The organism is Methylobacterium sp. R2-1 (genome assembly GCF_014191355.1).
Classification (GTDB): domain Bacteria; phylum Pseudomonadota; class Alphaproteobacteria; order Rhizobiales; family Beijerinckiaceae; genus Methylobacterium.
The window spans coordinates 19,479-40,349 of the sequence record NZ_JACHWM010000009.1 but is presented as its reverse complement, the minus strand read 5'-3'; the positions used below and the strand labels follow the sequence as shown (position 1 = coordinate 40,349).

Annotated in this window: 20 protein-coding genes; 4 read left to right on the top strand and 16 right to left on the bottom strand. The window is 69.8% G+C overall.

Features of this window, described 5'->3' with window-relative positions; genetic code table 11:
* Window positions 1-70: 70 nt before the first annotated feature.
* The 6 genes from FHU13_RS13805 to msuE are packed head-to-tail and all read right to left on the bottom strand — an operon-like array spanning window position 71 to window position 5,545.
* Entirely contained in the window at window positions 71-1,045 is a 975-nt protein-coding gene (locus tag FHU13_RS13805) for a sulfonate ABC transporter substrate-binding protein (RefSeq protein WP_183436457.1), read from the bottom strand.
* Window positions 1,046-1,063: 18 nt separating this feature from the next.
* Window positions 1,064-2,239, bottom strand: coding sequence for an FMNH2-dependent alkanesulfonate monooxygenase (ssuD, locus tag FHU13_RS13800; protein WP_183436456.1), 1,176 nt, complete (start codon window positions 2,237-2,239; stop codon window positions 1,064-1,066).
* 31 nt (window positions 2,240-2,270) lie between these two features.
* Window positions 2,271-3,068 carry an ATP-binding cassette domain-containing protein gene (locus FHU13_RS13795; RefSeq protein ID WP_183436455.1) on the bottom strand — a complete coding sequence of 266 codons (798 nt, stop codon included), beginning with the start codon at window positions 3,066-3,068 and terminating at the stop codon, window positions 2,271-2,273.
* A gap of 23 nt (window positions 3,069-3,091) precedes the next feature.
* Window positions 3,092-3,964: an ABC transporter permease subunit gene (locus FHU13_RS13790; protein ID WP_183436454.1), complete on the bottom strand. Its 873-nt coding sequence runs from the start codon at window positions 3,962-3,964 to the stop codon at window positions 3,092-3,094.
* An 8-nt stretch (window positions 3,965-3,972) separates the two neighbouring features.
* Window positions 3,973-4,950 (bottom strand): aliphatic sulfonate ABC transporter substrate-binding protein, encoded by a 978-nt coding sequence (locus FHU13_RS13785; protein ID WP_183436453.1) that lies wholly within the window; start codon window positions 4,948-4,950, stop codon window positions 3,973-3,975.
* A gap of 7 nt (window positions 4,951-4,957) precedes the next feature.
* On the bottom strand, window positions 4,958-5,545 hold the full coding sequence (gene msuE / locus FHU13_RS13780) for an FMN reductase (RefSeq protein ID WP_183436452.1): 588 nt from the start codon (window positions 5,543-5,545) through the stop codon (window positions 4,958-4,960).
* A 423-nt stretch (window positions 5,546-5,968) separates the two neighbouring features.
* On the opposite strand from msuE, the gene FHU13_RS13775 reads away from it, so the two are divergent.
* Window positions 5,969-7,141 (top strand): MFS transporter, encoded by a 1,173-nt coding sequence (locus FHU13_RS13775; protein WP_183436451.1) that lies wholly within the window; start codon window positions 5,969-5,971, stop codon window positions 7,139-7,141.
* Between the two features lie 16 nt (window positions 7,142-7,157).
* Here the strand turns inward: FHU13_RS13775 and FHU13_RS13770 are convergent, their stop codons facing one another.
* From FHU13_RS13770 to FHU13_RS13735, 8 genes are all read right to left on the bottom strand, one after another.
* Window positions 7,158-7,859: a metal ABC transporter permease gene (locus tag FHU13_RS13770; RefSeq protein ID WP_183436450.1), complete on the bottom strand. Its 702-nt coding sequence runs from the start codon at window positions 7,857-7,859 to the stop codon at window positions 7,158-7,160.
* A 148-nt stretch (window positions 7,860-8,007) separates the two neighbouring features.
* On the bottom strand, window positions 8,008-8,808 hold the full coding sequence (gene tatC / locus FHU13_RS13765; protein WP_183436449.1) for a twin-arginine translocase subunit TatC: 801 nt from the start codon (window positions 8,806-8,808) through the stop codon (window positions 8,008-8,010).
* Complete coding sequence (gene tatB, locus FHU13_RS13760; protein ID WP_183436448.1) at window positions 8,805-9,284, bottom strand: Sec-independent protein translocase protein TatB; 480 nt, start codon at window positions 9,282-9,284, stop codon at window positions 8,805-8,807. The genes tatC and tatB overlap by 4 nt, the downstream gene beginning before the upstream one ends.
* A 120-nt stretch (window positions 9,285-9,404) precedes the next feature.
* A complete protein-coding gene (locus FHU13_RS13755; RefSeq protein WP_183436447.1) occupies window positions 9,405-9,692 on the bottom strand; it encodes a twin-arginine translocase TatA/TatE family subunit in 288 nt (95 codons plus the stop codon).
* A 166-nt stretch (window positions 9,693-9,858) separates the two neighbouring features.
* The gene (nagZ, locus tag FHU13_RS13750) at window positions 9,859-10,872 is read right to left on the bottom strand and encodes a beta-N-acetylhexosaminidase (RefSeq protein WP_183436446.1); all 1,014 of its coding nucleotides are present in this window, start codon (window positions 10,870-10,872) and stop codon (window positions 9,859-9,861) included.
* A 306-nt stretch (window positions 10,873-11,178) separates the two neighbouring features.
* On the bottom strand, window positions 11,179-12,603 hold the full coding sequence (locus FHU13_RS13745) for an SPOR domain-containing protein (RefSeq protein ID WP_183436445.1): 1,425 nt from the start codon (window positions 12,601-12,603) through the stop codon (window positions 11,179-11,181).
* 29 nt (window positions 12,604-12,632) lie between these two features.
* Window positions 12,633-14,402 (bottom strand): arginine--tRNA ligase, encoded by a 1,770-nt coding sequence (gene argS / locus FHU13_RS13740; RefSeq protein ID WP_183436444.1) that lies wholly within the window; start codon window positions 14,400-14,402, stop codon window positions 12,633-12,635.
* Between the two features lie 94 nt (window positions 14,403-14,496).
* Window positions 14,497-14,958: a thioesterase family protein gene (locus FHU13_RS13735; protein WP_183436443.1), complete on the bottom strand. Its 462-nt coding sequence runs from the start codon at window positions 14,956-14,958 to the stop codon at window positions 14,497-14,499.
* A 139-nt stretch (window positions 14,959-15,097) separates the two neighbouring features.
* On the opposite strand from FHU13_RS13735, the gene FHU13_RS13730 reads away from it, so the two are divergent.
* A complete protein-coding gene (locus FHU13_RS13730; RefSeq protein ID WP_183436442.1) occupies window positions 15,098-15,616 on the top strand; it encodes a hypothetical protein in 519 nt (172 codons plus the stop codon).
* Window positions 15,617-15,644: 28 nt separating this feature from the next.
* On the opposite strand, the gene FHU13_RS13725 is transcribed toward FHU13_RS13730, so the two are convergent.
* Window positions 15,645-16,898 carry a deoxyguanosinetriphosphate triphosphohydrolase gene (locus FHU13_RS13725; protein ID WP_183436441.1) on the bottom strand — a complete coding sequence of 418 codons (1,254 nt, stop codon included), beginning with the start codon at window positions 16,896-16,898 and terminating at the stop codon, window positions 15,645-15,647.
* 128 nt (window positions 16,899-17,026) lie between these two features.
* On the opposite strand from FHU13_RS13725, the gene FHU13_RS13720 reads away from it, so the two are divergent.
* Together FHU13_RS13720 and FHU13_RS13715 are read left to right on the top strand one after the other, a co-directional pair.
* Window positions 17,027-17,353: an iron-sulfur cluster assembly accessory protein gene (locus tag FHU13_RS13720; protein ID WP_183436440.1), complete on the top strand. Its 327-nt coding sequence runs from the start codon at window positions 17,027-17,029 to the stop codon at window positions 17,351-17,353.
* 136 nt (window positions 17,354-17,489) lie between these two features.
* Window positions 17,490-19,391: a hypothetical protein gene (locus FHU13_RS13715; RefSeq protein ID WP_183436439.1), complete on the top strand. Its 1,902-nt coding sequence runs from the start codon at window positions 17,490-17,492 to the stop codon at window positions 19,389-19,391.
* 56 nt (window positions 19,392-19,447) lie between these two features.
* Here the strand turns inward: FHU13_RS13715 and FHU13_RS13710 are convergent, their stop codons facing one another.
* Window positions 19,448-20,851: a septal ring lytic transglycosylase RlpA family protein gene (locus tag FHU13_RS13710; RefSeq protein ID WP_183436438.1), complete on the bottom strand. Its 1,404-nt coding sequence runs from the start codon at window positions 20,849-20,851 to the stop codon at window positions 19,448-19,450.
* Between the last annotated feature and the right edge of the window lie 20 nt (window positions 20,852-20,871).

The window sequence follows — 20,871 nt, the reverse complement described above, 5'->3', positions numbered from 1 at the left end:
GAGCTTTTCGGGTTCCGGGGGATGCAGACGGTTGGGGCATGTTTCCTCCCACAAAGGGGGAGCGGTGTTCTCAGCTTCCCGGCTTGCGCACGGCACCGGCGATATCGACCGTCCTCGGTACGAGCTTCAGTCCGTGGAAGGTGTCGGCGATGCGCTGCTGCTCGGCCGTCACCGCCTCGTCGAGGGGGCGGATGCCGTAGGTCTGGCGCTTGAGGGCGATGCCGAGGATGGGCGCCGGGATGCCGACGGAGGGGCTCAGTTCCTTGGCCACCGCGTCGGTGTTGTCCTTGGCCCAGGCATCGACCTCGGCCAAAGCTGCCACGATGGCGTCGAGGGCTGGGCCGTGCTCGGCTGCGAAGCTCTTGGAGGAGAGATAGAACTGGTGGTTCGGCACGAGGCCGGTGCCGTCGGCGAGCACCCGTGCGTTGCCGCCGGCCTCGGCCGCGGCGAAGTACGGGTCCCAGATCACCCAGGCATCGACCACGCCGCGCTCGAAGGCTGCCCGCGCATCGGCGGGTGCGAGGTAGACGGGCGTGATGTCGGCCAGCGTCAGGCCCGCGGCCTCGACGGCGTGCACCAGCAGGTAGTGGACGTTCGATCCTTTGTTCAGCGCGACCTTCTTGCCGCGCAGATCGACCACCGACTGGATCGGGCTGCTCTTGGGTACCAGGATCGCCTCGCCCTTCGGCGCGGCCGGCTCGTGGGCGACGTAGGTCAGAGCGTCGCTCGCGGCCTGGGCGAAGATCGGCGGGGTTTCGCCCGCCGAGCCGAAATCGACCGCACCCGCGTTCAAGGCTTCCATCAGCGGCGGGCCGGAGGGAAACTCCGACCACTGCACCCGGTAGCCGAGCGCCTTGAGCTTCGGCTCCAGGGTGCCCCGGCCCTTGAGCAGGACCAGCGTGCCGTATTTCTGGTAGCCGACCCGCACCGTACGCTCCTCGGCATGGGCCGCCAGAGTCAGGCTGACGAAGATCAGCGCGGCGAGCGCCAGCCACAGGCGCGGCAGCGACGACATGATGGGAGCGGAACGGGCGCGGGCGATCATCGCGAAAACACTCCCCGATCAGTGGGCGCCGACGCGGCGGGTCGGCACGATGTCGTTGGCGATGACCTCGCCGAATGGGCCGTTGTTGCGGGCGGTGCTCGGCGCCGTGCCGGTGGTCGCGCGGAGCGGCAGCTTCGGGAAGACGAGTTCGGCGAAGCGGTAGGCCTCTTCCAGATGCGGGTAGCCGGAGAGGATGAAGCGGTCGATTCCGAGATCGATGTACTCCTTCATCCGGTCGGCGACTTGGGTCGCCGAGCCGACCAGCGCCGTACCCGCGCCGCCGCGCACGAGGCCGACGCCTGCCCAGAGGTTGGGCGAGACCACGAGCCTGGATCGGTCGCCGCCGTGCAGCGCCATCATCCGGCTCTGGCCGACGGAATCCTGGCGCTTCAGGGTCGCCTGCGCCTGGGCGATGGTGGCGTCGTCGAGCCGCGAGATCAGCCTTTCCGCCGCGTCCCAGGCCTCGCCTTCGGTCTCGCGCACGATCACGTGCAGGCGGATGCCGTAGGAGAATGTTTTGCCCTTGCGCTCCGCCGCCTCGCGGGCGCGAGAAATCTTCTCGGCGACGCCGGCCGGGGGCTCGCCCCAGGTGAGATAGACCTCGCAATGCTCGGCCGCGACCTCGATCCCGGCGGGCGAGGAGCCGCCGAAATAGAGCGGCGGATAGGGCGCCTGCACGGGGCGGAAGATCACCCGGCCGTTCTCGGTGCGCAGGTGCTTGCCCTCGAAGTTCACGGTCTCTCCGGCCATCAGCCCCCGCCAGATGTGCAGGAACTCGTCGGTGACGACGTAGCGCTCGTCGTGGTCGAGGAAGACGCCGTCGCCCTTGAGTTCGACGGGATCGCCGCCGGTCACCACGTTGATGAGGAGGCGCCCGTCGGAGATCCGGTCCAGCGTCGCAGCCATGCGCGCGGCCACCGACGGTTCCTGCAGGCCGGGGCGCACGGCGACGAGGAAGCGCAGGCGCTGCGTCAGAGGTGCCAGCGCCGAGGCGATCACCCAGGAATCTTCGCAGGAGCGCCCGGTCGGCAGCAACACGCCGTAATAGCCGAGATCGTCCGCGGCCTGGGCGATCTGGCGCAGATAGGGCAGCGACACGTCGCGGGCGCCTTCCGAGGCGCCGAGATAGCGGCCATCGCCGTGGGTCGGCAGGAACCAGAGAACGTCGGTCTTGCCGTCGGTCTGGGCGGTCATGGGGTACGCTCCGAAAAAAACGAGGGAGGGTTCAGGCGCTCCGGCCGAGAAGCCGGTCGAGGATGCGGCCTTCGAGTTCGGCCAGCGCCGGGTCGCCGCGGCGGCGGGGGCGCGGCACGTCCACGGCGACATCGAGGGCGATGGCGCCCTCCTCGACCACGAGGATGCGGTCGGCCATTGCCACCGCCTCGCTGACATCGTGAGTGACGAGGATCGCGGTGAAGCCCTGATCCTCCCAGATCCGCTCGATCATCGCCTGCATCTCGATGCGGGTGAGTGCGTCGAGCGCGCCGAGCGGCTCGTCCAGCGCCAGCAGCGCCGGGCGGCTCACCAGGGCGCGGGCTAGCGCCACCCGCTGGCGCTGGCCGCCAGAGAGGGTTGCGGGCCAGTTGCCGGCCTTCTCGGCGAGCCCGACCTCGTCGAGGACGGCGAGCGCCCGGATACGCCGCTCGGCGCGGCCAATCTCGCGCCCGAGTCCGACCGCGACGTTGTCGGCGACTCGCGCCCAGGGCAGCAGACGCGGCTCCTGGAACATGATTTTTTTCGAGGAGCCGGCACCCTTGCCCGCGCCGGCACCGCCGTTGACGGTGACGCGGCCGGCGCTCGGCTCTTCGAGACCGAGGATCAGGCGCAGCAGGGTGCTCTTGCCGCAGCCGGAGCGGCCGACCACGGCCACGAACTGGCCGGCGGGCACGTGCAGGTCGAGCCCACGGATGACGGGGGCCCCCCCTTCGAAGCTCTTCGAGAGGCCGCGCAGAGTGATGGCGAGGCCGGCGTCACGAGGACGCGCGGAGGCGTCCTCGACGCGCAGGGCGGTGGCAGCGGACATGGAACTCGCTCGCGGAGAAGGAATCAGGTGTTGCGGTAGGCCGGGTTCCAGGCGAGGCAGGTGCGCTCCAGCGCCCGGGTCAGGCTGTCGGCGAGCTTGCCGAGGGCGGCGTAGATCAGGATCGCCAGCACCACGACATCGACCAGCATGAACTCGCGGGCCTGCATCGCCATGTAGCCGAGGCCGGAATTGGCCGAGATCGTCTCGGCGACGATCAGCGTCAGCCACATGATGCCGAGCGCGTAGCGGATGCCGACGAAGATCGAGGGCAGCGCGCCCGGCAGCACCACGCGCCAGAACAGCTCGCGCCGGTTCATGCCGTAGACCCGGCCCATCTCGATCAGCTGCGGATCGACCGAGCGGATGCCGTGCAGGGTGTTGGCGTAGATGGGGAAGAACACACCGAGCGCGACGAGGAAGAGCTTGGCCCCTTCGTCGATGCCGAACCACAGGATCACCAGCGGGATCAGCGACAGGTGGGGCACGTTGCGCACCATCTGCAGCGTGGTGTCGGTGAGCTTTTCCGAGAGGTTCGACAGGCCGTTGGCGAGCCCGAAGAAGAGTCCGATGCCGCCGCCGATGAGGAAGCCGGAGGCGGCGCGGGCGAAGCTCACCCACAGGTTCTCCCAGAGCTCGCCGGTCTGGGCGAGACGCCAGCCGGCGGCGGCGACGTCGAGGGGCGCCGGCATGAACCGGGTCGAGACGAGCCCGAACGAGGCTGCCGCCTGCCAGCCGACGATGACGAGGCTCGGCAGCAGCCAGGGCAACAGCCGGCCGATCGGCAGGCGAAGGGGCAGGCGAAGAGGTACGTGGAGAGGCTTGCGCGGGAGCGGTGCGGCGGCCTCGGCGCGGTTCGCGCGGCCGGGGAGCGATCGGATCGCGGCGGAATCGGCCATGGTTCGGCTCACCCGTTGTTCTGGGTCTTGTTGGCGGTCTCGGGCGGCGTCCAGACGATGTCGGACACCCGCACCGGGCGGGGGATCACACCGATTGCGTGGAAGCGGTCGGCGATGCGCTGCTGTTCGGCGGTCACCGCCGCATCCATCGGTGCGATGACGAAGCGGATGCGCTCGACCGCCCGCCTTGTGGCGGCGAGCGACACGCCGGTGATCTTCGAGAGGCTCGCTGCGACGCTGGGGCGGTTGCCCTCGCACCAGAGCGCGACCTCGCCCAGCGCTGCGATGGCCGCCTTCAGCACGTCGGGGCGCTCCTCGGCGAAAGCCTTGTTCGCGAGGAAGAAGTTGTTGGTGGGGGTGATGTCCGCGGCCTGCACCAGGATGCGCGCACCCTGCCCGTCCTCGGCGATGGCAAAGTAGGGATCCCACACCGTCCAGGCGTCGATCGTGCCACCGGCGAACGCAGCCGCGCCGTCGGCCGGCGCCAGCAGGACCGGGGTGATGTCGCGGTAGGTGAGGCCCGCCTTCTCCAGGGCGGCGACGGTGAGATTGTGTGCGCTCGATCCCTTGGCGAAAGCGACCCGCTTGCCCTTCAGGTCGGCGAGCGAGGCGATGGCAGACCCCTTCGGCAGCAGGATCGCCGAGCCCGAGCCGCCCTTGGGCTGGGCCGCGGCGTAGACGAGGTTGGCTCCCGCGGCCTGGGCGAAGATCGGTGGCGCGTCTCCGGTCTGGCCGAAATCGATGGCGCCGAGGTTCAGCGCCTCCAGAAGCGGGGGGCCGAACGAGAACTCGACCCAGCGCACGCTCACGTTCTGAGCCTTCAGGCGCTCCTCGATCGCGGATTGCTCCCGGGCGACGGCCAGGATGCCGTTCTTCTGGTAGCCGATGCGCAGCACGCCGGGTTCGGCTGCGCGGGCACCGCGGAGCGAGAGCACGGTGCCGGCCGCAGCGAGGCCGGCTGCGAGAAAGTGGCGGCGGCCGAGCATCGGCGCCTCAGCGGGCGGCGGCGGTCGCCAGCGGCGCAGAGGCCGCGGCGGACACGGTCGCGCCCTGCGCGATGTCGAGCAGCCGGGCGAGTTCGGCCGCGGCCTGGGCCATGCGGGCGCGCACGATCGCGTCGGCGACGCGGCCCTCGCTGATCTCGGTGTCGCCGGCATAGACCGCGGTCGCCGCCGCCTGCGCCGAGAAGAAGCCGAACAGCGGGCGCAAGCTGTGCTCGACCACCAGCGCGTGGCGCGGGCCGCCGCCGGTCGCGGTCAGCACCACCGGCTTGCCGACGAGGGCGTCGGGGGCGACGAAGTCGATCAGGTGCTTGAACAGCCCCGCATAGCTGCCCTTGTAGACCGGCGAGCCGACGATCAACGCGTCGGCCGACTCGATCGCCTCCACGATTCGCGCTGCCGGCAGCGGCAGGGCCGAGCGGCTCGCGACGGCGATGCCGGTGCCGGCATCGACGAGATCGTAGACCTTCAGGTCGATCGGGCGAAGGCGCGACAATTCGGCGGCCACCGCCTCCACCAGCGTGCGGGTGCGGGAGGGGCGGTGCGTGTTGCCGGAGAAGGCAACGATCCGTGCGGGCATCGCGAAACATCCGAGGCAGGGCCGCAGCCGCAAAAGACCGGCGCCCGAACGCTCCAGCAGGAGCATTTCGGAGCTTCGATATTCGGAGATCTGCGGAGCGTTGTTGAGACGTTGTTGCCCTGGAATTTAGAGATCTAGGGCAGGGCAAATCAACGGATTGTTTTTGCGTTGTTTTTTTGAAGTGGAGGAGAGTTCTATCGCTGCACGAAGCCATACAGGGAAAATCTTTTTGCCCGCGAACGCCACCCTTGAGGGTTCAAGGCAAAACCGGCGCGTACGGCTTGAACGGATCGTTCTGACGTGAGTGCAGACCAGCCTCCCGGTCACGCGGCTGTCGCGCGGCTGCCGGATGACCAATTTGCGGCGCTCATCTTGCAGCGCAACAAATGCGCCGCTCACCTGCGCCGCATCGGAGCACCTTGCATGGCATCCCTGCCGATCCTCGCGCTCGCCGTCGCGTCCTTCGGCATCGGCACGACCGAGTTCGTCATCATGGGCCTTCTGCCCGAGGTGGCACGTGATTTCGGCGTCACCATCCCGCAGGCGGGCCACCTCGTCTCCGGCTACGCGCTCGGCGTCGTAGTCGGCGCACCGATCGTGGCGATGGCGACGGCCCCCCTGCCGCGAAAGGCGGCCCTGCTCGCCCTGATGGCGGTGTTCACCCTCGGCAATCTCGCTTGCGCCCTGGCGTCGAGCTACGAATGGCTGATGGCCGCGCGGGTCGCCACCGCCTTCGCCCACGGCGCCTTCTTCGGCATCGGCGCCATCGTCGCCCGCAACCTCGTGCCGCGGGAGAAGCGCACCCAGGCCGTCTCGCTGATGTTCGCGGGGCTGACGCTCGCCAACGTGCTCGGCGTGCCGCTCGGCACGGCACTCGGTCAGGCGCTCGGCTGGCGCTCGACCTTCTGGGCCGTGGTCGGCATCGGGCTTGCTGCGGGGGCCGCCATCGCGTTCGCCCTGCCCGGCGGGATGCCGGGCACGCGCGGCGGCCTCGCCAAGGAATTCCGGGCGCTCGGGCGCTGGCCGGTGCTGCGGCCGATGCTGGTCTCGACCCTGTCCTCGGTGAGCTTCTTCACCGTCTTCACCTACATCGCGCCGTTCCTGCTCACCGTGACGCATCTGACGCCCGGTGGCGTCACGGGGGCGCTGTTTGCGGCCGGTGTCGGACTCACCGTCGGCAATCTCGCGGGCGGCTGGCTTGCCGACCGCAGCCTGATGCGCACGGTGCTCGGCAGCTTCGCCGGGCTGATCGCGGTGCTCGTCGCGTTCGCGCTGGTCGCGCCCTTCGCAGGTCCGGCGCTCGCGGTGCTGGTGCTGTGGAGCGGGCTCGCCTTCGCCCTGGTCTCACCGCTTCAGGTCTGGGTGGTGGAGGCGGCCAGCGACGCACCGAATCTCGCCTCGACCCTCAATCAGGGTGCGTTCAATCTCGGCAACGCGCTCGGCGCCTGGCTCGGCGGCACCGCCCTGACGCTCGGCGCGGGCTATGCGGAGCTGCCGGCCCTGGCAGCCGTCGTCTCGCTCCTCGGGCTCGGCCTCGCCGCCACGGCGGCAGCACGGCCCCTGTGGCCGTCCCTGGCCGGTAGCCAGGGACGGTGAGCCCGTAAATGCCACTTCACATCGGCGGGGTGAGGCCGTCCTTGCCCACCGCGACGAGCTTGCCCTCGAGTTTGCCGCCGCCCTTGGCGGCGACCACGAAAATCTTGCCACCCGGCGTCAGGATCGACTTGTCGGAGGGCTCGAAGGCGACGATCGGGGCCTTGGGCGGCACTACGATCGTCTTCGAGCCGTCCTTGTCGTAGGTCACGGTCAGCGTGCGCTCACCGCCGCTGCCGGAGCCGGCGGTGCTGCTGGCCACGGTGGCGTTGGTCATCGAGCTCTTGACCTTCGGCGCGCCGCCCGCGCCGGCGGAAGCCTTTACGGTTCCGTTGGTCATGGAACTCTTCACCACCGGGCCGCTGCCGCCCGCCGTGTGGTCGGGGATCGCATCCCAGCCGTAATGCCCTTCGGCCGTGCCGCGCATGGATTCGGGGAACAGCACCACTTCGAGCGCCGTCATCGGGTTCTCGCCCTTGGTGGCGGTGCCGATGAAGGTGCCTTCCTTGATCTGGTCGAGGCTCGACCTCACCACCCAGGCGAACTTGGCGCCGCCGAGCTGCACCGTCTCCGTGGTGCCGTCGGTGGTCTTGATCGTGACCGAGCCGGCGTCGCTGCTCTCGACCGTGCCGCGCACCCGTTGCAGGTCGGCAGCCTGGGCCGCACCCGCCAGCGTGGCCAAGGCGGCGACCGCGAAGGCGGTCCGCATCGTGCGAAACATGAGCTTCTCTCCGTCTGAGGTCGGAGAGTTCTGGCGCGGCCCGCTCTGCTTTCAAGATTGCGCACAAGATGGTGATGCGCAACTTTTGTCAAGTTCTCCTCAGCCGCCGCGAGGCCGCGCGAGGGATGCTACGAAGAACGCGGCCGGATCAGTCCTCGATCCCTTGCGCCCGGCGCTTTGCGGCGCGGATCTTCTCCATGCGGGCGACCGAGAACACGGAGGCCTCGTAGAGGAGCAGCATCGGGATCGCGAGCGAGAGCTGGGAGATCACATCCGGCGGCGTCAGAACGGCGGCGGCGACGAAGACGAGCACGATGGCGTAGCGCCGCTTCTCCCGCAGGAAGGCCGCGTCGATCACACCGATCTGACCCAGAAGCGTCAGGATGACCGGCATCTGGAAGGCCAGACCGAACGCGAAGATCAGCGTCATGATCAGCGAGAGATATTCGTCGACCTTCGGCAGCAGCCGAATCGTCGCCTCGCCCGGTTGCCCGATCTGCTGCAGCGAGACCGAGAACTGGATCAGCAGCGGCATCGCCAGGAAATAGACGACCAGCGCGCCGAGCAGGAAGAAGATCGGTGTGGCGACGAGGTAGGGCAGGAAGGCCTGCCGCTCGTTGCGGTAGAGGCCGGGCGCAACGAAGGCGTAGACCTGCGTGGCGATGACCGGGAAGGCCAGGAAACCCGCTCCGAACACGCTGAGCTTGATGTTGGTGAAGACCTGTTCGAGGAAGTGGGTCGCGATCAGCTCGGCGTTCTGCGGCCCCACGATCGAGACATAAGGGTGCACCAGCACATTGTAGATCTGCTTCGAGAAGAAGAAGCAGCCGAAGAACATCACGATGAATGCGATCAGCGACTTGATCAGTCGCGAGCGCAGTTCGATCAGGTGCTCCAGAAGGGGTGCCCGCGAGGCCTCGATCTCGGCCTCATCGCGCTCGTCGCTCATGGAGTCGGGCCTGTCTCGGTCTTGGTGCCGGGGGGGACGGGAGACGCCTCGGCGGCGGAGGAGGCTGCCTGAGCCTCTTCCATCGCGGCGCTTTGCATCGGAGCGGCTTGCTGTTCGGAGGTCGGTCGCGGCACGTCGAAGCTGCCGGTCTCCGTCGACCCGGCCTCCTTCGTGCCCGAGCCGGGACGGCTCTCGACCGCGCTGCGGATCTCGTTGCGGATGGTGTCCACGGGATTGAAGGTCGGGCGCGCGGCGTCGACACTCCGCTTGACGCCCTCGACGTCGCGGCGGACTTCTTCCAGCTCCGCCTCGCGGATCGCCTCGTTGAACTGCGACCGGAACTCGCCGGCCATCCGCTGGACCTTGGTGGTGATCTGGCCCAGCGTGCGCAGGGCCTTCGGCAGATCCTTGGGTCCGATGACGATCAGGGCGACGCCGCCGATCAGCATCACCTCGCCCCAGCTCATATCCAGCATTGCGTCGTCCGTCCCGCGGGGCCGCGCCTGATGAGGACGGGCGCGCGGCCCGCGCTATCCTGCCCGGAGCCGATCTTCAACCGTGCCCGACCGCCGTTTCAGCCCTTACGAGCCCGTTGTTCAGACGGCCTTGTGATCGCCCGCCGGCATGGTGGGCTGAACATGGGTCGGCTGCGGGGCGGTACCCGGAGCGCCCTGGTGCGGCAGGGTACGCACCGGATCGTTCGGACCCACCGGCGGGACGCTCGTCGCGGTATTCGGCTGGGTCTCGTCGTCGGCCATGCCCTTCTTAAAGGCCTTGATGCCCTTGGCGACGTCGCCCATCAGCTCCGACACCTTGCCGCGGCCGAACAGCAGCATGACGACAACCGCCACGATGACCCAGTGCCAGACACTCATGCTGCCCATGGCAACCTCCTGCGCCGCACCAACTCCGGCGGCGCCTCCACTTGAATTGGGGCGAACCTAGGGATCGAGTGGCGCGAACACAAGCAGTGCGGGGCGCACAAGCGGGCAAAGGGCGCGCAGCCCTTGCCCTTCTTTGTCGCACTCCGCCTCGTTGCCGGGCGGGTCGTCAGGCCGTCGGGAATGCCGCGTCGAAACGGGCGCGGGCCTCGGCCACGTCGAGGGCGTCCGGAGGCGTGAGGCGGGCGAGCGCGGTTTCGGCACGGCGGCCGCCTTCCCCCATCAGATCGGGCGTCGCTTCGGCCACGGCCCGCATCTCGTCCATGCGTCCATTGCAATGCAGCACCACGTCGATGCCGGCGCGGTAGGCGGCTTCCGCCCGCGCGCGGAACGGACCCTGGAGCGCATGCATCGACAGGTCGTCGGTCATCAGGAGGCCGTCGAAGCCGATTTCGCCGCGTACGACCTCGCGGATCACGCGCTCCGACAGGGTGGCGGGCCGCTCCGAGTCGAGGGCGGTGAAGACCACGTGCGCGCTCATGGCGAGCGGCAGGTCGGCGAGAGCGCGGAACGGGCGGAAGTCGCTCTCCCCCAGACTCACCCGATCGGCCTCGACCACGGGCAGATCGAGATGGCTGTCGCAGGTCGCCCGCCCGTGACCGGGAATATGCTTGATGACCGGCAGCACGCCGCCCGCCATCAGCCCTTCGGCCACGGCGCGGCCGAGCTCGATCACCCGCTCGGGCGTGTCGCCGTAGGCCCGGTCGCCGATGATGTTGTCCGAGCCCGAGACGGGCACATCGAGCATCGGCGCGCAATCGACGTTGATGCCGACATCCGAGAGGTCTTGGGCCATCAGTCGGGCGCCGAGCCGGGCGATCTCCGCGGCCCCTTCCCCGAGGGCGCCGACGCGACCGCCGGCCGGGTATTTCGGCCAGTGCGGCGGACCCATGCGCTGCACCCGCCCGCCCTCCTGATCGATCAGGATCGGCGCGTCCGCCCGGCCGAGCGTCTCGCGCAAGGCGGCGGTGAGCGCGCGCACCTCGTCCGGCGTGCCGATGTTGCGCTTGAACAGGATGAAGCCCCAGGGCCGCAGGTCGCGGAAGAAAGCGGTTTCCTCGGCTGTCAGCGTCGTGCCGGAACAGCCGAGGATGACGGCGCGGGACGTGCTGGCTGAGGTCATGGGACCGGCATTCCTCGGATGGGGCGAGTCAGGTCGAGACGGGAGGAGGCTGGCTTGCCGCAATCGCATCAACGGCCGAGCACGAATTCGATCCCATCCGCTCCACTATCCTGAGGTGCCATAGCGCAGCGGAGGCCTCGAAGGATCATCCAGGGATGGCACGGGATCTGGAGGAGCCGTCGGGTCACCCTTATGCGGGTACCTCAGGACGAGGTCGCGAACGGGATGCTCGGAATCGAGCCGGCTCCGGGAGAGTTGCCGGAGCCGGCCCGTGGCAATCGTGTCTTTGGCTCAGTTCTTTGCGGCTCAGTTCTTGGCGACGAAGCACTGACCGCCCGCGCCCTGAAGCGCGCTGCACAGGCTGGAGGCCTCGTTCTTGGCCAGCGGTCCGACGCGGACGCGGAACAGGGTCTTGCCGTTCACCTCGGCTTGCCGGATCAGCTCGGGCTTGCCGGCGAGCTGGCTGTACTTGCCCTGCATCTCCCGGAGAGCAGCCCGCGCCTCGCTCTCACTGCCGCGAACGCCGAGCTGCACCGAATAGCCGCTGATCGGCGCCGTGAGCGAGGCGGAGGCGTGTGCCGGCTCGGTCGTGCTGGCGGTGGTCTCGGGCGAGACGGAGGCGAGACGCTGCGCGGCCTTCGGGCGCGCGGCGGGCGCGGCCGATGGCTCCGGCGGCGCTTCGGCGACGGGCGTCGCAGCCGGTGCCGAGGCCAGGGTGCGCGACGGCGACGTGGACCGCCGGGGCTCCGCAGCGGGCGTCGTGGTGCCGCCGCCGGAGGTGTCGGGCATCGTCATGGTCGGGATCGGCGAAGTCGGGGCCTGAGCCTGGGCCGCCTCGGCCTGGGGCGCCGACGGCTGGAGAACCGGCGTATCCGGCTTGACCGAGACGGTGCGCACCCGGCGCGGCTCTCCGAACGTGTCGGACAGCATGCCGCCCTGGCCGGGGGTCGCCCCGCCCTGCCCCGGTTCCGCACCCTCGCTGCGCGCGGCGGCGCTGCGGGCGGCCTGGTTGACGTCGAGCGGCTGCTCCTCGCGGTTGACGATCTTGATCTGACCGTCCTTGGCGTTGCGGTCGTAGATCTGCTTGTTCTGATCGGGGATCTCGACGCCGTCGGTGGCCGTCGGCTGCACCTTCAGCGGGGTCTTGTCGGCGAGCACCGTGATCGGGCCGCCGCCGCCGCTGCCGTGGGTGCCGCGCCATGCCAGGGCGCCGCCGACGCAGACGGCGACTACCGCGAGTCCGGCTCCGACCTGAACGAGACGGTTGCGGGCTCGCGGACGCTCCGCGCGGCCCATGCGATAGCCCTCATCGGCCTGGGCAAAGGCGGCCGGATCGGTAGGGCCGTCGGCGTACATGCCCTGCTCGACGGAGGCGAGATACTGGTCGAAGGCGTCCGCCGGGCTCTGAGACTGACCCTGGGGTTGGCCGTGCGCCTGGTCCTGATGATGGGTGGGTGCGTCCACGAAGGTCGGCTCGACCCGCGCCGGGCGGCCCGCCTCGGGCGCACGCGTCACGGGTGCCGGGGCCTCGTGGGCCGTATTCTTCTCCCGCGCCTCGAGCAGGGCGCGGAAGGGGTCGTCCTGCCCGACAATGCGGGCCAGCTCGGCGAGCGGGTCGCCCTTGGCGGCGCCCTGCGGCGCCTGCCCCCGGACCGCCTCCTGCGACGTCTGACGCAACTCGCGCTCGAAGGCATCGAAATCGACCGTCGCGCGCGAAGCGTGTCCCGTCATGGCTTCATCCTCTCAACAGCCGTCCTCGGTCACCGCATCTCATCGGGTGCGGAGACGCCCAAAACCGCGAGGCCGGAGGCAAGAACGCCGCCCAATGCCTCCACGAGGGCTAAGCGAGCCCGAGTGGATTTTCTGTCGGTTGGATTAACAATCCGTAATTGCGGCAAGTCTTTGCCCTTATTCCAGAAACTATGAAGCGAACTGGCCGTTTCATAGAGGTAGAACGCGATTCGGTGGGGCTCATGCGCCGCCGCCGCTGATTCGAGCACCCGCGGATATTGAGCAATCAGGCGCATCATCTCGATCTCGCCGGGATCGGTGAGACCCGAGAGGTCCGCGCCGGCCAGCAGCCCCGCGCGTGAGAAATCCTCGTCCGGCATCGCCTCGCGAGCCTGGCGCAGCACCGAGAAGCGGCGGGCGTGGCCGTACTGGACGTAGAAGACCGGGTTGTCCTTCGACTGCTCCACGACCTTGGCGAGGTCGAAATCCAGCGTCGCGTCGTTCTTGCGGTAGAGCATCATGAAGCGGATCGCGTCGCGTCCGACCTCGTCGATGACGTCGCGCAGCGTCACGAACTCGCCTGCACGCTTCGACATCTTCACCGGCTCGCCTGCGCGCAAAAGCCGCACGAGCTGGCAGAGCTTGACGTCGAGCCGGGCCTGGCCGTCGCTGACCGCCTTCACCGCCGCCTGCATGCGCTTAACGTAGCCGCCATGGTCGGCCCCGAGCACGTCGATGAGTTCGTTGGCGCCGCGCAGCCACTTGTCACGGTGATAGGCGATGTCGGAGGCGAAGTAGGTGTAGGAGCCGTCGGACTTCAGGAGCGGCCGATCCACGTCGTCGCCGAACTGCGTCGAGCGAAACAGGGTCTGCTCCCGGTCCTCCCAATCCTCAGGCAACTGGCCCTTGGGCGGCGGCAGACGCCCCTCGTAGACGAGGCCCTTCTGCCGCAGCGCGTCGAGCAGCTCTGCGACTCGGTTGCCCCCTTGGCCGCCGTTCCCGCCCTGAAGCGTGGCTTCCGAGAAGAACACGTCGTGGCGGATGCCGATCGCCGCCAGATCCTCCCGGATCGTGTCCATCATCGCGTCGATGGCGAAGCTGCGCACCAGCGGCAACCATTCGTGCTCGGGCTTGTCGAGCAGCGCCCGGTCATGCGTTTCCGCCAGCTTCGCCCCCACCGGCTTGAGGTAGTCGCCGGGATAGAGGCCTTCCGGGATCGTGATCGTCTCGCCGAGCGCCTCGCGGTAGCGCAGGAAGGCGGAGCGGGCGAGCACATCGACCTGCGCGCCGGCATCGTTGATGTAATACTCGCGCGTCACCGGCCGGCCGGCGGCGGCGAGCAGGTTCGCGAGCGCGTCGCCGAACACCGCGCCCCGCCCGTGGCCGACATGCATCGGTCCGGTGGGATTGGCCGAGACGTACTCGATATTGACCGGGCCGCCCGGCATTTTTCCGCGCCCGAAGTTCTCGCCCTCGTTGAGCGCCGCACGGATCACATCATGAAAAACCTCCGGCGCGAGCCGCAGGTTGATGAAGCCGGGGCCCGCCACGCTGGCCTCGACGACGCGGGGGTCGGTGCGCAGTTCTTCGGCCAGCGCCTCGCCGAGCGCCTTCGGATTCTGCTTGGCCTCCTTCGCCAGCACCAGGGCGGCGTTGGTGGCGAGATCGCCGTGCGACGGATCGCGCGGCGGCTCGACCACGACGCGCGACAGGTCGAGCCCCTCGGGTAGCCGGCCGGAGCGGGTGAGCGATTCGAGCGCCTCGCGCACGCGCGTCTCGAAGAGGGCGAAGATGTTCATGAGGCTCAGTGTTCGTCATTGCCGCGTGCCGGCCAACCCGCATGTCGGGCGGCCGGAACCGTCCGGGGCGGCATAGCAATGGCGGGCGGGAGTGTCACGGCGCCTGCCCCCGGTCGCCCGCGAGTTCCGCCAGCACTGCCCTCAGCCGCTCCGGCAGCGGTACCGGCCGGCGCGTCTCCCGGTCGACGGTGACATGGACGAAGTGGCCCTGCGCGGCGGCCTCCGGTTCGTCATCGCGAAAGATCGCAATCTCGTAGCGCACGCTGGTGCGGCCGAGATGGGCCACCCGCACGCCGGCGGTGATCCGGTCCGGGAAGGCGACCGGGGTGAAGTAGCGGCAGCCCGTCTCCACCACGAGGCCGATGACGGAGGAACGGGCGATGTCGAGGGCGCCCGCCGCCACTAGGATCCCGTTCACCGCCGTGTCGAAGAAGGCATAGTAGACGACGTTGTTCACGTGCCCGTAGACGTCGTTGTCGCCCCAGCGCGTCGCCAGCGGCACGAGGCGGGGATAGGCGGCGCGGGTTTCGCGCGGGGTGTTGCGGTCGGCGGTCACTCGGTCCTCTCCAGGCTCCCTGCCGACCTGCGCCGCTCTTCGTAGGGGGACAAGGCAGCGTCTGAGTAGAATGCAGCGTTGCACGCAGTGCGGGAAAGGCGGTGTTGTCGAGGGCGAGATTCCCTGCGGAGACTGCCCGATGAAGTTCCTTGCCCTTGCCGCCACCGCTCTTGCCGCCCTGACCGTCGCTCCCGCAACGGCCGAGGCCCGCGATTTCGGCGGTCATGGCGGCTATGTCGGTGGTGCGCGCCATTACGGCGGCTACGGCCATCACGGCTACGGCGCGCGCTTCGGTCATGCCGGCCGCGTCGGTGGCTATCGCGGCGGGTTCGCTGGCGGCCGCGCCGGCTTCGGGCATCGCGGCTTCGGCTACCGGGGCGGCTACGGGTATCCCGGCCACGCCGCGCGCGGCTTCTACGGCCGGGGCTATGGCGCGGGCTACGGCTACGGCCGGGGCGTCGGAGGCGGCCTCGCCGGCGCCGGGCTGGGACTGGGCCTCGGGCTCGCCGGCGGTGCACTGAGCGGCGGCTACGGCTGGGGTGGTTACGGCGGCTACGCGGCGCCCGATTACGGCTACAGCTATGGCTACGCCCCCGTCACCACCGGCTACGCCCCGGTCTACAACACCGGCTACGGCTCGAATTGCGTCTGCTACTGATCCCCTTGAGCCTTCCGCCGACCGCGCCTCACGGCTCCGTCAGTGGCAGGCCCCGGCTCGGCGGGCTCCAGTGCAAGTTGGGCGTCGCTGGAAACAGCCGGCCGTGCTCCAGCACCGCGTAGGTGTCGGTCATGCCGGCGATGTAATCGGCGATGCGCCGGGCGACGCGGGCCTCGCTCGCGCCCTCCAATCCCTCCGACCATTCGGCGGGCATCCGCGCCGGATCGGCGCGGAAGGCCGAGAACAGGTCGTCGACGATGGTCGCGGCCTTGGCCCGCACCGCCATCACCTCGGGATGGCGGTACATCCGCGCGAACAGGAAGCGCTTGATGTCGGCATCCGCCGCCGCGATGGCGGGCGAGAAGGCGATGACGGGCTCGGACGCAGCGCGGATGTCGCCGACGCTCTCCGGCGCCAGCGCGGCGATGCGTGCCTCCCCCTCGCGGATCACGTCCTCGACGAAGCGTGTGATGACGCGGCGCGCCAACTCGTGGATCTTCCGCGACGGCTCCAGGCCGGGATGCAGGGCGTCGATCTCGTCGAGCAACCCCTTCAGGAAGGGTACGGTGGCGAGGTCCGCGAGATCGAACAGCCCGGCCCGCAGGCCGTCATCGAGGTCATGGGCGTCGTAGGCGATGTCGTCGGCGAGCGCAGCGCCTTGCGCCTCCGGTCCGGCGAAGCGCGACAATTCGAGGTCGTTGACCGCGTTGTACTCGAGCACCGCCGCGGGGATGCCGGTGCCGGCGTAGCGCCGGGTCGGTGTGCCGGACGCGTCGAGGAGCGGGCCGTTGTGCTTGACGAGGCCCTCCAGCGTCTCCCAGGTCAGGTTGAGCCCGTCGAAGCCGGCATAGCGCCGCTCCAGCCGGGTGACGATGCGCAGCGCCTGGGCGTTGTGGTCGAAGCCGCCGTATTCGGCCATGCAGGCGTGCAGCGCATCCTCGCCGGTATGGCCGAAACACGTGTGGCCGAGGTCGTGGCTGAGCGCCAGCGCCTCGGCGAGATCCTCGTCGAGGCCGAGCGCCCGGGCCAAGGCGCGAGCGATCTGGCTCACCTCCAGGCTGTGGGTGAGCCGCGTGCGGTAATGGTCGCCCTCGTGATGCACGAAGACCTGCGTCTTGTGCTTCAGACGTCGGAAGGCGGTGGAGTGGATGATCCGGTCGCGATCGCGCTGGAAGTCGCTGCGGGTCGGCGAGAACGCCTCGGGGATCAGCCGCCCGCGGGTCACCGCCGGATCGGTGGCGTAGGGCGCACGCCAGCGCTCACCGTTCTGCCGCACCTGCACAGCCTATCCCCTCCCTAGCCGCGTTGCGGCCGGCCCTCGCGCCCCATATCTTGTGTGAGCTGTCGCCCGCGGCAATCGCGGGCGCACAACCTTCACGACACCGGTTCGAGAAACGGGGCCGCCCCACGATGGCCGACATCACCCTCACCGCCCGCGCTGCCAAGCGCATCAACGAGATCATGGGCTCCGAGCCCCCCGGCTCGTCGCTGCGCATCAGCGTCAACGGCGGCGGCTGCTCGGGCTTCTCCTACGCCTTCGACATCACCCGCGCCCGCGAGGGCGGCGACATCGTGATCGAGCGCGACGGCGCCACCGTGCTCGTCGATCCGGTCTCGCTCGAATATATGGGCGGCGCGACCATCGATTTCGTGAACGATCTGATCGGCCAGTCCTTCAAGATCGAGAACCCGCTGGCGACGGCCTCCTGCGGCTGCGGCACCTCCTTCGCGATCTGAGGCCGCGCTCGAACACCGGAGGCAAAGCGTCCGCTCCGTGGCGCGGCCGCAATTGCCACGCCTGTGGAAAACCGGCAGGGATGGAAGTCCAACGGTCCATCCCCGCTCTCCCGCCAGCCTGCGATCCGACCCAGCCATGACGTCATCGACGCGCCGTCCCGTCCTCATGCGGGCACTGCTCGCCTCGGCCTGCGCTGTGGCGCTGCTGGCCGGGCCTGTGCCATCAGCTCCGGTGGCCGCGCAGGAGGCGGCTTCTGCGGTCCAGGATGTCGTCCTCGACAACGTGTCTCTCGCCTTCGGCGACACGCTCGTCACGGCGCCGAAGGTGACGGTGAGCGGAACGCGCCTGTCCCGCGACGACCTGCTCGCGATCCTGAAGGCCGATGCCAAGGACTCGAAGGATCTCTCCAAGGATCTTTGGCCGGCCCGGCTTCAGCGCCTCGAAGCCGGCAGCCTCACCATGCCGGAGCTGCGCGTCGAGCGTCGCGACGGCGACAAGCGGCAGGTCGTGACCTATCGCGACGTGGCGGCGCGCACGATCCGGGCCGGACGCATCAGCGAATTGACGGCGGCCGGCGCGACGCTCTCCGTCGAGGGCGCGCCGCAGGCGGGCAGCGGCAGCTACGGCCGGATCCGTGCGGAGGAGGTCGACCTCACCGCGCTGGCGCGCCTCTACAGCGAGGCCGGAAACGCCGGCAGCCCGTTCCAGCGCCTCTACGCGGCACTCGCCATCGAGACCATCGCCTTCATCGATGAGCGCGGCACCACGGTGTCGATCGCCCGCCTCACCGGCCGCGACCTTGCCGGACGCCAGACGCCTGCGACCTGGCGCGGCGCCGTGGAGGCTTTGGGCGACGGCGGCCTCGCCGAGGACGACCGGGCCAAGCGCGCGCGCGCCGCCGGCCTACTCGCGGATCTCGCCGAATCGGTCTCAGTCGGCAGCCTGGAGGCGACGGAGCTGACCGTGAAGGAGGTGAGGGGCGAGGATCCGCTCTCCTTCAGCATCGGCCGCATGAGCTACGCGGGCGGCACCGAGGCTGGCATCACGCTGGCCGAGATCGGCTTCGGCGCAAAGGAGGCGCAGGGCAAGGTCGGGCGCCTCACGCTCACCGGCTTCTCCCTGGAGCCGACCATCGCCGCCCTGCGCCGCCTCTCCAAGGCGACGCTGCCCGCCGACACAAATCTTGGGAAGGGGGCCGCTCCGGCACGGGACCCGCAGGAGGCGGAACTGCGCCGCCTCACGCCGGTCATCGGCACGCTGACCCTGTCCGATCTCGGGCTCGATCTCGCGCAGGCCGGGGTGGCGCCCGGTCCGGTCGTCTCGGGCGATCCGCTCAAGGCGCCGAAACTGATCCCGCTCCCACCGCTCCATATCGGCCTGCGCGGCGCCAGCATGAGCTTCGGGCCGCCGAAGGACGGCGTGCCGGTCGAGACCCGCTTCAGCCTGACCGGCCTCACCATGCCGGCCTCCGCCGTCGAGGGCGTTCCCGGCCTCGGTTCGCTCGGACTCTACGGCTACCGCGACCTCGATCTCGATGCCACGGCCGACACGGCCTGGAACGAGGGCAAGCGGGAGCTGAGCTTCAAGGCGCTGTCGTTCTCCGGCAAGGATATGGGCCGCCTTCACGTCAACGCCACGCTCGGCGGCATCGGCCCCGAGGTGTTCGATCCCGATGCGGCAGTCTCGGGTTTCGCCATGCTCTCGGCCACCGCCAAGGCGCTCGACCTTACCCTGGAGAATGGCGGCCTGTTCGAGCGCTTCATCGACGCCCAGGCGAAGGTGCTGAGCCTCAAGCCCGACGAGCTGCGCAAGGAATACGTCACGGCGAGCGTGATCGGCGTGCCGGTGATCCTCGGCAACTCGGCGGCCGCCAAGGCGATCGGCGCGGCGATGGGCAAGTTCGTGGCCAAGCCCGGCACTCTCTCGATCAGCGTCAAGGCAAAGAACGGTGAGGGCCTCGGCATGGTCGATGTCAGCACCGCCCCGACCCCGGCGGCCGTGCTCGACAAGCTCGAGGTGAACGCCAAGGCGGAGTAGGCGTTTCGAGCCCAGCCGGCGCTGCGTTGTCCAACGCCGGCTCGGTCGAAGCGGCGTCAGTTCGCCGCGGCCACCTGCGAGCGCTTCGGCTTGCTGCCGGACGGGCCGGGCGCTTGAGCGGCGGCCGTCTTGGCTGCGGGCTTGGCGCCCGGCGTCGGAGCAGTGCCAGCGAGCTTGGCGATCGCCTGCTTCGAGGTGGCAGGCATCGCCGCCATGCGCGGGGCGGGTTCGTGAACCGCGACTTTTCCGGCGGGCTTGAACGCGCCCCTGCTCTCGCCCTTGGTGGCGATCTGCTGAACCGGCGCTGTCTTGGTAGCCACAACCTTCACCGGCTCCGCTTGCGCGGTACGGACGGGCACGGAGGCGCCCTTCGCCGGAGCGGAGGCCAAGCGCATCGGGGCCGAAACGGGCATATCCCTGTGCCGGCCGTGTGCCGGCGGAACGGTGCGGCCCGCCTCCGCTACCATGCGGCGCGGCTCGGACGCGGTAGGCTTGGCAGCGGCGGCAAGCGCCACCGGAGCGGGGCGGAATGGCGCGGCGCGGGCGGCGGTCGGCTGCAAGGCCGCCGGCACGGCGACCGCGGCGCTGGCCAGCACCACCGGCGCGGGCCGGCTCGGCCGCGCGGCAGGGCCGGCGGTCTCCGGCGCGTCGTCGTCGCGTTCGCCCGCCGGGCGGAAGGCGAGTGCGCGGGAGGCGCGTTCGAGCCGCTCGGGGGCGGGATCGGGCTCGGAGGGGCCGAGGTCGGCCATCATGACCGGCGCCCGCCCGATCGCGGCAGGGCTGCCGTCGGTGCGCAGGGTGGCGAGCAGCTTGCGGTCGTCGCTGCCGGCGATCGAGGCCTTCCCGGCATACTCGACGCGCACCCGCGCCGTGCCCTTGCGGTGGAACTCGAGCGCGCGGGCCGCCTCCTCGGACACGTCCATCAGACGGCCGGCATGGTAGGGGCCGCGGTCGTTGACGCGCAGGATCATCGAGTGACCGTTGTCGAGGTTGGTCACCCGGACATAGCTCGGCAGCGGCAGGGTGGGATGCGCCGCGGCGATGGAGTGGCGGTCGAAGACTTCGCCGTTGGCGGTGACACGGCCGTGAAAGGCGCTACCGTACCAGGAGGCGAGGCCCTCGCGCACGTAGCCGCGGGCGTCCTCACGGGGCACGTAGGTCTTGCCCGCCACCACGTAGGGCTTGCCCGAGAAGCGCCGCCCGCCCCCCTTCGGGATCACGTCGCCCTCGTTGTAGAGGCGGCGGCTCGCTTTCACGCCGTATTTCGGATCGATCTCGCTACCCGAGGACGCGCCGCCCGCGAGCTTGGCCGGATTGTTGGCGCAGTTGGCGGTAGTCAGCGCGACGGCGCAGACGGCCAGGAGCTGCAAAGCCGGCCGCAGGACCGGCAGCGCGCTTCGCGCCGGATCCTCCGGGGTCTTCCTGCCCCGCGCCAAATCCCGTGGCATGACATGGGTCATGTCGCCCGCCCGCTCCCCGC